General features: G+C 63.4%; 13 protein-coding genes. 10 read left to right on the top strand and 3 right to left on the bottom strand.

The window, feature by feature from the left end:
- Positions 1-4 precede the first annotated feature (4 nt).
- From rpsO to AC4GYS_RS07060, 5 genes are all read left to right on the top strand, one after another.
- Entirely contained in the window at positions 5-274 is a 270-nt protein-coding gene (gene rpsO, locus AC4GYS_RS07080; protein ID WP_491108387.1) for a 30S ribosomal protein S15, read from the top strand.
- Positions 275-437: 163 nt separating this feature from the next.
- On the top strand, positions 438-2,807 hold the full coding sequence (gene pnp, locus AC4GYS_RS07075) for a polyribonucleotide nucleotidyltransferase (RefSeq protein ID WP_491108386.1): 2,370 nt from the start codon (positions 438-440) through the stop codon (positions 2,805-2,807).
- A 320-nt stretch (positions 2,808-3,127) separates the two neighbouring features.
- Positions 3,128-3,370, top strand: coding sequence for a glutaredoxin domain-containing protein (locus AC4GYS_RS07070; protein WP_491108385.1), 243 nt, complete (start codon positions 3,128-3,130; stop codon positions 3,368-3,370).
- 98 nt (positions 3,371-3,468) lie between these two features.
- Entirely contained in the window at positions 3,469-4,014 is a 546-nt protein-coding gene (locus AC4GYS_RS07065; protein WP_491108384.1) for a L,D-transpeptidase family protein, read from the top strand.
- Positions 4,015-4,176: 162 nt separating this feature from the next.
- Complete coding sequence (locus tag AC4GYS_RS07060) at positions 4,177-4,566, top strand: DUF6356 family protein (RefSeq protein WP_491108383.1); 390 nt, start codon at positions 4,177-4,179, stop codon at positions 4,564-4,566.
- A 10-nt stretch (positions 4,567-4,576) separates the two neighbouring features.
- Here AC4GYS_RS07060 and AC4GYS_RS07055 read toward each other — a convergent pair whose 3' ends face one another.
- On the bottom strand, positions 4,577-6,064 hold the full coding sequence (locus AC4GYS_RS07055) for a serine hydrolase domain-containing protein (RefSeq protein WP_491108382.1): 1,488 nt from the start codon (positions 6,062-6,064) through the stop codon (positions 4,577-4,579).
- Here AC4GYS_RS07055 and AC4GYS_RS07050 point away from each other — a divergent pair.
- The 4 genes from AC4GYS_RS07050 to AC4GYS_RS07035 all read left to right on the top strand — a co-directional run bounded on the left by AC4GYS_RS07050 (position 6,059) and on the right by AC4GYS_RS07035 (position 9,245).
- Positions 6,059-6,367, top strand: a complete 309-nt coding sequence (locus AC4GYS_RS07050) for a hypothetical protein (protein WP_491108381.1) — start codon at positions 6,059-6,061, stop codon at positions 6,365-6,367. The genes AC4GYS_RS07055 and AC4GYS_RS07050 overlap by 6 nt on opposite strands.
- Positions 6,364-7,038, top strand: a complete 675-nt coding sequence (pyrF, locus tag AC4GYS_RS07045; protein WP_491108380.1) for an orotidine-5'-phosphate decarboxylase — start codon at positions 6,364-6,366, stop codon at positions 7,036-7,038. Before AC4GYS_RS07050 ends, pyrF begins: the two co-directional genes overlap by 4 nt.
- Positions 7,039-7,087: 49 nt before the next feature.
- Positions 7,088-7,942: an acetyl-CoA carboxylase, carboxyltransferase subunit beta gene (accD, locus tag AC4GYS_RS07040; protein WP_491108379.1), complete on the top strand. Its 855-nt coding sequence runs from the start codon at positions 7,088-7,090 to the stop codon at positions 7,940-7,942.
- A 106-nt stretch (positions 7,943-8,048) separates the two neighbouring features.
- Entirely contained in the window at positions 8,049-9,245 is a 1,197-nt protein-coding gene (locus tag AC4GYS_RS07035) for a bifunctional folylpolyglutamate synthase/dihydrofolate synthase (protein ID WP_491108378.1), read from the top strand.
- Here AC4GYS_RS07035 and AC4GYS_RS07030 read toward each other — a convergent pair.
- Positions 9,242-10,969 (bottom strand): AmpG family muropeptide MFS transporter, encoded by a 1,728-nt coding sequence (locus tag AC4GYS_RS07030; protein ID WP_491108377.1) that lies wholly within the window; start codon positions 10,967-10,969, stop codon positions 9,242-9,244. The genes AC4GYS_RS07035 and AC4GYS_RS07030 overlap by 4 nt on opposite strands.
- A gap of 79 nt (positions 10,970-11,048) precedes the next feature.
- Between AC4GYS_RS07030 and AC4GYS_RS07025 the strand changes: the two genes are divergently transcribed.
- Positions 11,049-12,191, top strand: coding sequence for an aromatic ring-hydroxylating oxygenase subunit alpha (locus tag AC4GYS_RS07025; RefSeq protein WP_491108376.1), 1,143 nt, complete (start codon positions 11,049-11,051; stop codon positions 12,189-12,191).
- On the opposite strand, the gene AC4GYS_RS07020 is transcribed toward AC4GYS_RS07025, so the two are convergent.
- Positions 12,188-12,772 carry a response regulator gene (locus AC4GYS_RS07020; RefSeq protein WP_491108375.1) on the bottom strand — a complete coding sequence of 195 codons (585 nt, stop codon included), beginning with the start codon at positions 12,770-12,772 and terminating at the stop codon, positions 12,188-12,190. The two genes, AC4GYS_RS07025 and AC4GYS_RS07020, sit on opposite strands and share 4 nt — an antisense overlap.
- Positions 12,773-12,837 lie beyond the last annotated feature (65 nt).

The following is a 12,837-nucleotide window of genomic DNA, read 5'->3' as shown; positions in this document are numbered from 1 at the left end:
CCCGATGTCGATTACCGCTGAGCGCAAGCAGGCGCTGATCAAGGAGCACGCCCGCGACGCCAACGACACTGGTTCGCCGGAAGTGCAGGTCGCGATCCTCACCGATCGCATCCTGACCCTCACCGAGCATTTTAAGACCCACGCGAAGGACAACCACTCCCGCCGCGGTCTGCTGATGATGGTCAACAAGCGGCGCTCGCTGCTGGACTATCTCAAGCGCGAAGACGCGCAACGCTACACCGACCTGATCGGGAAGCTGGGTCTCCGCAAATAACAACAAAAGGGCGCCTTCGCGGCGCCCTTTGCCTATCCGGGCACCTTGCAATCCGGTGAGTTGCCCAAGGGGTTCAAGAACACACCCCGAACCGCCCGTGAGCCGGACAGCTCACGAACAGCTGCCCCCGCTTCGCATCCGGCGACGGGGTAAAGGAACGCAAATGTTTGACATCAAGACTGTAGAAATCGACCTCGGCGGCAAGACGCTGAAGCTTGAAACCGGCCGCGTTGCCCGTCAGGCCGACGGCGCCGTGCTCGCCACCATGGGCGAAACCGTGGTGCTCTGCGCCGTGACCGCTGCCAAGTCGGTGAAGCCGGGTCAGGACTTCTTCCCGCTGACCGTCCACTACCAGGAAAAATTCTCCGCCGCCGGCCGTATCCCGGGCGGCTTCTTCAAGCGTGAGCGCGGCGCGACCGAGAAGGAAACGCTGACCAGCCGCCTGATCGACCGCCCGATCCGCCCCTTGTTCCCGGAAGGCTTCTACAACGAAGTCCTCGTGATCGCGCAGGTCCTGTCCTACGACGGCGAGAACGAACCGGACATCGTCGCGATGATCGCCGCGTCGGCCGCCCTCACCCTGTCGGGCGTGCCCTTCATGGGCCCGATCGGCGCCGCCCGCGTCGGCTTCAAGGATGGTGAGTACATCCTCAATCCCTCGCCCGAGCAGACCAAGGAAAGCGACCTCGACCTGGTCGTCGCCGCCACCGGCAGCGCCGTGATGATGGTCGAATCCGAAGCAAAGGAGCTGACCGAAGAGCAGATGCTCGGCGCCATCGTCTTCGCGCACGAGGCGTCCAGGAAGGTCGTCAACGCGATCTGCGACCTCGCCGAGCAGGCCGCCAAGGATCCGTGGGAGCTCAACCTGATCGACGACAAGTCGGCCACGCTCGCCAAGCTCAAGGACGTGATCGGCGCGGACCTTGAGGCTGCCTACAAGCTGACCGGCAAGCAGGACCGGCAGAACGCGATCAACGAGGCGCGCACCAAGGCGCGCGACGCGTTCAAGGACCTCGAGGAGAGCGACCCGGCCCAATATCTCGCCACGCTGAAGCTGGTGAAGAAGCTGGAAGCCGACGTCGTCCGGGGTGCCATCCTCAAGGAAGGCCGCCGCATCGACGGTCGCGACACAAAGACCGTTCGCCCGATCGAAGCGATGGTCGGATTCCTGCCGCGCACCCACGGTTCGGCGCTGTTCACCCGTGGTGAAACGCAGGCGATCTGCACCACCACGCTTGGCACCAAGGACGCCGAACAGATGATCGACGGGCTTGAAGGCCTCTCCTACCAGCGCTTCATGCTGCACTATAACTTCCCGCCCTACTCAGTCGGTGAAGTCGGCCGCTTCGGTGCGCCGGGCCGCCGCGAAGTGGGTCACGGCAAGCTGGCCTGGCGTGCGCTGCACCCGATGCTGCCGAGCGCTGAAGAGTTCCCGTACACCATCCGCGTCCTGTCCGACATCACGGAGAGCAACGGCTCTTCGTCGATGGCCACGGTCTGCGGCGGTTCGCTGTCGATGATGGACGCGGGCGTTCCGCTGAAGCGTCCGGTCGCTGGCATCGCCATGGGCCTGATCCTCGAAGGGCAGGACTTCGCGGTGATCAGCGACATTCTTGGCGACGAGGACCACCTCGGCGACATGGACTTCAAGGTCGCGGGCACGTCCGAGGGCATCACCAGCCTGCAGATGGACATCAAGGTCGCCGGCATCACCGAGGAGATCATGACGGTGGCCCTCGCCCAGGCGAAGGACGGCCGCGCGCATATCCTCGGCGAAATGGCCAAGGCGCTCGACAGCACGCGTGGTGAGCTTTCCGCTCACGCTCCGCGGATCGAGACCATGCAGATCAGCAAGGACAAGATCCGTGAAGTGATCGGCACCGGCGGCAAGGTGATCCGCGAGATTGTCGCCACCACCGGCGCCAAGGTCGACATCGACGATGAAGGCCTGATCAAGATCAGCTCGTCCGATCTCAAGCAGATCGAGGCGGCTCGGCAGTGGATCCACGGCATCGTTGCCGAACCGGAGCCCGGCACAATCTACACCGGCAAGGTCGCCAGCCTGGTCGACTTCGGCGCATTCGTGACCTTCATGCCCGGCAAGGACGGGCTGGTGCACGTGTCCGAGATCAAGAATGAGCGAGTCGAGAACGTCCGCGACGTCCTGACCGAAGGCCAGGAAGTGAAGGTCAAACTGCTCGAGGTCGACCAGCGCGGCAAGGTTCGCCTGTCCATGCGGGTCGTCGATCAGGAAACGGGCGCGGAGCTGGAGGATACCCGTCCGCCGCGTGAGCCGCGCGGCGACCGTGGTGATCGCGGTGACCGCGGTGACCGGGGCGGCGATCGTCGCCGGGGCGGCGGTGACCGCGACCGTGGGCGTGGCGGCGAAGGTCGGGGCCGGGATGACCGCGGCCCCCGCAGCGACCGCGACAACCGCGGCGAACGCGGCCCGCGCCGGGACCGTGAAGGCGGCAACGATGACGGCCCCGCGCCCGAGTTCGCGCCGGCCTTCCTGACTCGCAACGACGACTAATCATCCCCAACGACTTTGGCGATCTCGTCGAGACGGAGGGCTCCGTAGGGCAACCTGCGGAGCCCTTTTCGTTGGGCGCCGATGGGCGCCCACCCAAAGCGGAAGAGGGGCTGGCGATTTAGGTAAAGGATGGTGGAAGCGGTCTGGGTAGATGGGCCGACGGTTGCTGGTCGGGCCAGGCGCACTTTCCTTTTTGCTGCTGGTCTAAGTCGTGGGGGGCGGCAGCCGCCTGGTGATTCCGGCCTGCCGGACCGCATGGTGGCCCGGAACATGGCTGCCAACCAAGCGCTCTCTCACTTCAATCAGCGAAGGAGTCCCAGATGCCGCAAGCCACGATCTACCGAATGGTCTTGCCCGATCACGAATGCCCGTTTGGCCGGCGCGCCAAGCAAATGCTTGAAGACAACGGGTTCGAGATTGAAGAGCACATCCTTGCTTCCCGGGGTGAGGTCGACGATTTCAAGGCGAAACATGGCGTTGCAACCACTCCGCTCATTTGGGTGGATGGGGTTAAGGTCGGCGGCTCCGACGACCTGTCCAAGTTCCTGAATGCCCAAGCCTGATTACCACCCGAACCGTTACGCTATCGATTCGGCGGGAACACTGGTTCAGCAAACCCGTTTAGCTTCTCGAAAAGTCAATAACAAAATGAGTTACGTAAATGAGAAAGCTAGCGATCGCGCTGGCGGCGTCGGGATTGTACGCCCTCAGCATTCCTACGGTGGCCAGCGCGGCCATCGAAACTGAAGAAGCCAAGTCCGAAGCCGCGGCGCACGCCGATGAGGCCCGGTGGGACATGGTGGAGACTTTTGGGCCGAAAGCCCTTCGGCCGGGCCAGTTCTTGTGGGCCAAGGATATGGGGTCTGGCGACGCAAGGGTTGTCGTCAGCTTGTCGGAACAGATGGCCTATGTTTATCGCGGTGACCGGCTTGTCGGGATCAGCACCATATCCAGCGGCAAGCCTGGTAAGGACACTCCGACCGGCATCTTTCCGGTAAAGTTCAAGAAGCCGATGCATTACAGTCGCAAGTACGACAACGCTCCCATGCCGCATATGCAGATGCTCGATGACTACGGTATCGCGCTCCACGCGGGTTTCGTTGCCCCTACTCCGGCCAGCCATGGTTGCGTCCGGCTTCCCAAGGCCTTCGCGGCCAAGCTTTACCAGCTGACCAACGTCGGCACTCCCGTTCTGATCGCCGCCTGAAGCGGCGTTCTCCCGGCGGCGGCGTCTCCCCTGCGTCGCCGCCGGCCTAACCCTTCGACCGTTCGTCGCGCCGCGCCTCGGCCCCGACGCAAGCACGCTTGACCTTTTGGGCGTTTGCCGATGACCTTTGCCGGATAACGATAACATAAGGGTTCAGGTGTCATGATCGTCGCTGCCCGGCAGCACCTGCAGCAGGCAGGTGAGACCTACTTCGAGCATCTCCGCTTCGCCTCTCTGGTTGGCGCATTGCTGGTGGCGGCTGGGATCGCCTGCGTGGTCCATGCCATCATCCCTGCCCTGTGCCGAACCTCCGCGAGCGGCATCGTGAAGCTGGTGAGCGCCTTGATGCTCAACCGCTCGCGCACCCGGGCAACTGCCAGGGCGGCATCGGGGCCGCTAGTTTTCATCGGCCTGCTCGGCTTGTGCACGCTGTCCGCCGCCTTGTTGATCGCAGGTGGTCTGCACGTCGTTTCCGCGGCGCTGGCACTGCTTCTTGCGGGCGTTCCGGCGGCCTATCTCCTCAGCAATCCCGATCTCGAGCCGGTCGACTAAGCCACGGTTCTTAGCTGCGGGCGCGCGGAGGCCCGCCGCGGCCTGCAACAGCGGCGATATCCGGCGCGGCTTGTTCGACCTGCTCAACCGCTGGCTCCGGGCGCGGCGGCTGGCCGGGCTTGCTGTCAAGTTCCATCCAGTCGCGGAACTCGAGGTGGTAGAGCATGTCCATGACCTCGAACTCCAGGCCGCCAGGTTGGCTGGTGCTGCTGTTCCACATGGCGACGACCCCGCTCTTGCGGGCAGGGTCAAACAGGATCAGCGAGCGATAGCCCGCGACTCCGCCGCGATGACCGACGATTTGATGCCCCGCATAGTTGTAGCTGCGCCAGCCGAGACCGTAGTGAGCATCGCCCACGCGCTCCAGGAATTTGCGCAGCCGGCCACGTTCGCCGGGCGTCTTCACCAGCGGCTGATGAATGGTCTGCAGCAGATTGGCGGGCAGCACCGATGGCATTCCGCCGGTCTGCGCAATCATCCACAGCGCCAGATCCTTGATGTTGCTGTTGACACCACCGGCGGCCGGTACCCGATAGTATGGCTCCAGAACCTCCAGCGGACGCCGACCGGCGCTGTGCGGTCGCGCCCAGCTCCTGGCATTGACCAGGCCTTCGCGGGTCATGGTTGCGCTGGTCATGCCGATCGGGGCGAACAGTTGCTCGCGAACCGCTTCGCTGTAGGGGCGGTTGGTGGCGCGCGCGACGATGTCGCTGGCGGCGTCATAGGCGATGTTCTGATAGCTCCAGCAGCTTCCGGGTGGGCAGATCGCATTTAGCGAGGCAAGCTGCGTCCGCAGCGCTGCGGGCTGCTGCCCTTCCTCGAGCTTGTTGTCGAGCGCGTTCCGGTAAAGCCCCAGCCGGTGGCTCAGAAGATCGCTGACCGACGCACGATACTCCGCTCCGCCCGGAAGCTTCAGCCCCGGAGCGTAGTTCACGACTGGCGACGAAAGATCCACTTTGCCCTGCTCGGCAAGCTTGGCGACCATGGTTGAAGCGACGCCCTTGCTGACGCTCGCCCAGCGGAACACGGTTTCCGGCGTCACCTTCTCGCCCGACCCGGCCAGGGTTTCGCCGTAGCCTCCGAGAAAGGTGATCCGACCATCTTCGACCACGCCCACGGCCAAACCGACCATATTTGGTTTCTGCACCATCCGCTGCAGGCGTGCGTCGAGGGCACGATAATCGATGTCGCGCCGGGCCTGCGGGGCAACCTTCGCGAGATGAAGGTTCGCGGCGGCCGGGTTCGTCTGTGCCTGGGCGGGCGCTGCCGGCTCGACGACGCGGACGCTCGCAAGCGCAGCGACGACGAACAGGGCGGCCCCAGCCCCCAGCATGATGGTTTTCTTCAGTGTAACGTCCTCCCCAAGCGGCGTTCTGGTGCGGCTTGGCGCGGCACTCAACGGCCTGCCGTGCAGCGTGCGGCGAAGCGATGCGGCGGCGAGACAGAGCGCCAGCTGCTGGAAATACCAACGTCCGTCGCCTACAGTGGGTCCATGCAATTCCTCCGCACCCTGTTCTGGGTCCTTTTGGCGGTATTCCTGGCGATCATGGCGCGGAACAATTGGTCCGACGTCACGCTCAACCTGTGGGGTACTCTACAGGCTGACATCAAGATCCCACTCCTGATCGCCATCGCCTTCACCCTTGGGTTCCTGCCAACCTACCTGATTTTACGAGGTCAAGTGTGGGCGCTGAAACGCAGGCTGCTGGTGCACACTCGTTCACCCGAGGTGGTGCAAACTCCTGCAGCGGCGCCGACGACCGTATCTGATCCAGTCCAACAAGAACCATTGCAGGCGTGACCAACCCGGTATTCGTGGCGATCGATACGCCGGATCGTGCACGCGCCCGCCATCTGGCCGAAGCGGTGAGCGGGCATGTCGGCGGACTGAAACTCGGACTGGAATTTTTCGCTGCCAACGGACCGTCTGGTGTTGCCGCGCTTTCCGATCTTGGTCTTCCGGTCTTTTTGGACCTGAAGCTGCATGACATTCCAAATACCGTCGCGAAAGCGATTGATGCTCTACGGCCACTTCGGCCCGCGGTGCTGACCGTGCATGCTGCGGGGGGCGCTGCAATGCTGGCGGCCGCAAAGACTGCCGCACCGGCAGGAACAAAGGTCGTCGCGGTGACCGTGCTTACGAGTCTGGACCGGGACGATCTGGAGGACACTGGCGTTAGCGGCAAACCAGCGGACCAAGTTGTCCGACTTACCCGCCTTGCTCAGCGCGGCGGCTGCGACGGAATCGTTTGCTCGGGCGCGGAAGTCGCGATGGCGCGACGGCTGTGGCCGGGTGGTTATTTGGTCGTGCCCGGCATCCGGCCGAGCGGCGGCGAGCAAGGCGATCAGAAACGCATCATGGCGCCGGCTGAAGCCATTGCGGGCGGGGCGTCCATGCTGGTCATCGGCCGCCCGATCACGGGCGCGGAGGATCCGCGCGCGGCCGCGAAAGCAATCGCAGCTTCCCTCTAGGGGCCAGCGGGGCTAGGCGCGACCTGATTTTATTGAACGAGATGAACCGATGAATTGGCTCAGCCGGGTCCGGAATGGCATTCCTTTCCTCCCCAAGCGGCAGGTCGCCGACACCCTCTGGCACAAGTGCAAGAAGTGCGACTCGATGATCTTCTCAAAGGAGTGGGAAGACAATCTGTGGGTCTGCCCGCGTTGCGATCATCACGACCGGATCCGCGCGCGGCAACGGTTCGACACGCTGTTCGACGAATCACAATATCAGCTGCTTCCCTCTCCAGAGGTGCGCGAGGATCCACTCAAGTTCCGCGACACCAAGAAATATGTCGATCGGCTTCGCGTCGCCCGCTCCACTACGGACGAGCGCGATGCCTTTTTGAATGCCCGGGGTCGCATTGACGGCCGAGAAGCGGTCATCGGCGTCCAGGATTTCGCCTTCATGGGCGGATCGATGGGAATTGCAGTTGGGGCAGCCTTCGTTGCCGGCGTAAGGGCCGCAATCTCAGCCGGCGCGCCCTACATCGTTTTCACTGCGGCCGGCGGCGCACGGATGCAGGAGGGCATTCTCAGCCTGATGCAAATGCCGCGTACCACGGTTGCGCTGGCGCAGTTGCGCGAAGCCGGACTGCCCTACATCGTGGTCCTGACCGATCCGACGACCGGCGGCGTTACCGCTTCCTATGCAATGCTCGGCGACGTTCAGCTTGCGGAACCTGGCGCCCTCATCGGGTTCGCTGGACAGCGTGTTATCGAACAGACGATCCGCGAGAAGCTGCCCGAGGGGTTTCAGCGGGCCGAATATCTGCTGGAACACGGCATGGTCGACATGGTCACACCCCGGGGCGAGCTCAAGCAAACCTTGGCGAAGCTGATCGGCTATCTGGTGCCGGAGAAAGCGGTCGCCTGATGGCCGGAGCCGTTTAGTGAGCGATTGGGCGCGCTCGGACCATCGGGGCGTCCAACGACAGTTGGATCGGCTTGCGACCCTTAGTCCGGGCGGGGACCGTCTAGGATTGGAGCGGATAAGGATCCTGGCCGACAGGCTCGGCCGTCCACAGGACTCGCTACCGCCGGTATTTCACGTCGCCGGAACCAACGGCAAGGGTTCAACCTGCGCCTTCCTCCGCGCGTCGCTGGAGGCTGCCGGCTACCGGGTCCACGTTTTCACCTCGCCGCATCTTGTCCGCTTCAATGAACGCATCCGCCTTGCGAGCGAGCTGATCGGCGACGAGCAACTCGCCTCGCTTCTTGAAGAAGTGCTGGGTGCAAGCGATGGCGTCGGTCCGAGCTTCTTCGAAGTGACGACCGCAGCCGCCTTCCTCGCCTTCGCCAGATCGCCGGCCGATGCGCTGGTGCTGGAGGTCGGCATGGGCGGCCGCCTTGACGCCACCAATATCGTCGAGCGCCCGCTCGTGACCGGCATCGCCTCGCTGGGCCTCGATCACCAGCAATGGCTCGGCCAAAGCATGCACGAAATCGCCGGCGAAAAGGCGGGGATTTCCAAGCCGGGGGTTACGCTGGTCACCCTCGATTACGAAGAAATTGCCAGCCAGCGCATCCGCAAGGTCGCAAACGAGCGGGGATCTCCGCTCAAGGTATTGGGCCACGACTGGCACATCGCACCCGATAATGACGGCAGTGTTTACCGCGACGGAGCAATAGAGCTGCGACTTCCGCAGCCCGGCTTGCCGGGCGCTCACCAGAGCCTGAACGCCGGCCTCGCCGTCGCCATGCTCCGCCAACAGAGCACGCTCAAGGTCTCTCCCGAAGCCCTTTGCGCTGGCATCGCGCGGGCGCGTTGGCCGGCGCGGCTCCAACAGCTGAAGGATGGTCCTCTCACCGATGGCCGGACCGTCTTCCTCGATGGAGGACATAATCCGGAAGCCGCGCACGCCGTGGCCCAGGCAATCCGACCGCACGCGCCGTTCACACTCATTACCGGATGTCTACGCGGCAAAGACGCGCGCGGTATCCTGCAGCAGTTCCAAAACCTTGCGAGCAAAGTCGCAACGGTGCCCGTGCCCGCCCATGACTGCTACTCGCCAGACGAACTTGCCACCATCGCACAGAACCTAGGTTTTGCGGCAAGACCGTTTCAAGATGTAGTCGCCGCAGTCCAAGGAACCTCGCCAGACGGGCCGATTCTGATCGCCGGTTCGCTGTACCTCGCCGGGGAGGTGCTGCGCCTGAACCACGAAGTCCCGGTTTAGGCCACGTCTCCCTCAGCAGCACGCGCGGCATCCGCCTGGGACATCATCTCCGGCGTTGCCCGCGACCGCTCCCGCTTGTCGCGCATCCATTCCAGTACGCAGAACGCAACAGCGATCAGGCCAAGGGCAGCGGTAAAACGGAAAACCGGAGCATAGCCGACCTGCTCGATCGCTTCGCCAAGCGCCGCGCGCCCAAGGGAGCCAACCAGAAATGTCAGGGAGGACAATAGCGCGTACTGCACCGCGCTGTACCGCTTTGACGCGATGGAACTTAGGTAGGCCACGAACGCCGCCCCCGCCAAACCGCCGGCAATGTTCTCGCCGGAGATAGCGACCATCAAGCGGATCATCCGCATATCCGGATAAAGCTGATCAAGCAGGAAGAGCCGCGAGAAGCCGTCGATGAACGGCGCCCCGGCGGCTAGGTCGGCGTACAACAGGTTTGATCCAGCAGCGACGGCCGCGCCGATCATGAGTGTCGGCATGCGTCCGATGGTGGCGAAAAGTATGCCGCCAAGCGCGATGCCGGCAATGGTCATGAACACGCCGAAAATCTTGGACGCGAACGCAACCTCGTCGTTGGTGTAGCCCAGCTCGTCGAGGTAGAATGGGAAGGCAAACGGTCCCCAAATACTGTCGCACAATCGGTAGCTGAGGATTAGGCCGAGCACGAGGATCGCGCCCCACCGTAGACGCGCGACAAGCTCCACCAGCGGGAGAACCAGAGCAGAATAGGCATGATCGGCGGCCCGGCGGCCGGTCGACTTCGCGGGCGCAGCTGACTGTAGAACGCTGCCGGGCCGGTTGCGCACACCATGCAACCAGGCAGCGACCGCCGCCGGCAGAATGACTGTCGCCGCCACAATCCACGGACCGATCTGCTTGGTGAAGTCACCCGCCTTGGGGGTCGCAGGATCGTCCGGATAGAGCAGTGCTACCGTCATGAAGCGGCCGATGGTCCAAATCGCCCAGGCCCATCCAAGACCGACAACGGCGAGCGCGATGCCCCGCAGGCGTGGATTGATCGCACCGGCTTGGCCGAGTTCGCCCTCTATCCCGCTGCTTGCCGGCCGTGGGGTGTCGGGTGCGGCCAACGTGGCGATTATCGCGATCGCCATCATCCCGCCCATGATCGCATAGACCAGCGGCCATCCGATCCTCGCGGCCAGAACCAGCGCAAGAGCGCCGCCGACCAGCGCCGCCACCCGATAGCCAAATTGGTAGATGGTCGAGAGAATCTCCAGCGGTGCCTCATCGTCCGCCACATCGATCCGCCAGGCGTCGATAACCACGTCTTGGGTCGCGGAGAAAAAGGCCGCCACCGTTGCGATCAGCGCGAAGGTTCCGATCGCCGCCGTGGGGCTGGTCATAGCAAGAAAGACGAAGCAGGCGCCCAGGATCAGCTGGCACAGCAACAGCCAACTGCGCCGCCGCCCGAGCCGTTCGAGCCCCGGCAGCCGCAAGGAATCAACCGCTGGAGACCACAGGAATTTGAAGGCATAGGCAAGTCCGATCCAAGACAGGATGCCGATGGTTGCCAGATTGATCTGCTCTTCGCCCAGCCAGGCGTTCAGGGTGCCGATCAAGAGGGTGTATGGGAGGCCCGCGCCGAAGCCGAGGGCCAGCATGACGGCGGTCTTCCGGTGTTGCAGGGCAACTTTCAGCAGCCTCCAGCCTTTCAGCTTTCTCGGCTCTTCCGCCACCCCAGCCGCCACAGTCGCCATTCAGTAACAACTCCACCGTTTCTCCCCGAGACCCTAGCCGCTTGCACCGCGCGCGCAACAGGCGCAGTCTTCAGTTGAAATGGACGCACCGCTCCGCTCGTCGCGCCCGACTGCTGGGCAACGCGCGCTGGCCGATCGGCTTGCCCTCGGCCAGCCGGAACTTGGCGGCGCCATCGACCGTCTGCAGTCCAGCATCTATCTCGATCCGGATCGGTACCGGCGCGAACAGGAAGGGCCCTTCACGCAACTCCCGCTGCTGCTCGGGCCGTCGGCACTGCTGCCGAATTCGAATACTGCTGTGACCCATGACGAATACGGCGTTCCGCTGATCATCAGCCGCGACGCACGTGGCCGGATCCGGGTCTTCGCCAACGTCTGCCGCCACCGTGGCACCCGGCTGCTCGAAACGTCAGAGGTGGTCCCCGCCACTCGGATCGTTTGTCCCTATCACGCCTGGGCCTACAAGGCGGACGGCCGCCTGGCCGGGGTTCCCCGCGCTGACTGTTTTCCAGGCCTCGACAAGACCGATTATTCTCTCCGAGAATTTCCGAGCCTGGAGAGCGGCGGCCTCATCTGGTTCAGCCGCTCAGCCGATCCGAACTTCGCTGGAGTGGAAGCGCTGGCGTCCGATATGGACGCGTTCGGCATGGCCGGCCTTTATCTTTATCGGCGAAAGACCCATCGGGTCGCCAGCAACTGGAAGCTGGTGATCGACGCGTTTTTAGAAAGCTATCACGTCCAGCGGTTGCATGCCCAGACGATCGCCGCTTTCTTTGCCGACGGCGTCACGGTCTCCGACCAAATTGGACTTCATCAACGCGCCGTGGTCGGGCGGACCGATTACCTAGCTGGGATCGACCGCGACGACTGGACCCAGCTGCGCCGCGCGGTCACTTATACCTACCAGCTCTTCCCCAATTCCGTCGTCATCGTCTCGCCCGACTATATCAACTTGCTCATCAGCTACCCACAGGGGATCGGCTTGACAGCCGTTGAGGATCTGATGCTGATCCCCGAGCCACCCCAGACGAACGAAGCGGAGGCGCATTGGCGCAAGAGCTGGGAGCTGTTGGACGGGGGCACTTTTGGCGCGGAGGATTTTCGCGCCGCAGCCCTCTGTCACCGAGGACTTAAGTCGGGTCTGATCGATGAAATCACGCTCGGCACGCTCGAGCATGGAATCACCGAATTTCACCGCAAAATGGAAGGGGCGATCGCCTAGTAAAGCACCAGGCCATCGACCTTGGGAATTTTTTCTCCGCCCAGTTTCCGGTCGATCGCCTTCAATGCCGACCGCAAGGTCCGCTCTTGATAAGGCTTTAGCATATACCCGAGCGCGAGTTCTTCGGCGCCCTGCGGCGGCGTTGCAGTTACGAACAGGACTGGAATGCCGCGCCGCTTGGCCTCCCGGGCAACATCATAGCCGTCGCGCACTCCGGCGAGGCTGATGTCGGTCAGAATCAAATCGACACCGCGCGGGTCCTCGTCATCATCGCCGCTTGCTGGCAATTCTTCCAGTTCGCTGTCGAGCGCCTTTACCGCGTCATCATATTCGTCGACGGTCGCAACCACTTCGTAGCCAGCATCGGCGACCATGGTCTCATTGTCGAAAGCGACCAGCGGCTCATCTTCGACGATGAGGATACGCTTGACGATCCGCTTGCGCTTGCTGAACAGCACTCGTGCACCCCTAACCCAAGGAAATTGACTTGCCGCCGGAACGAACGAATGGCGCCCCTGTGCCGCAAAAGCGGACGCAGAAAAAGAGCGTCCCGGCGAAAGGGCCCAAACCTGGCGGTCCACCGCCAGCACGCGAGGCCGGTGCGCAGCGAATCGCCAAGCTGCTGGCCCGTGCAGGCATTGCCTCG

This window comes from Sphingomonas sp. SP1 (assembly GCF_058313395.1).
This window is presented reverse-complemented; position numbering and strand designations above follow the sequence as displayed.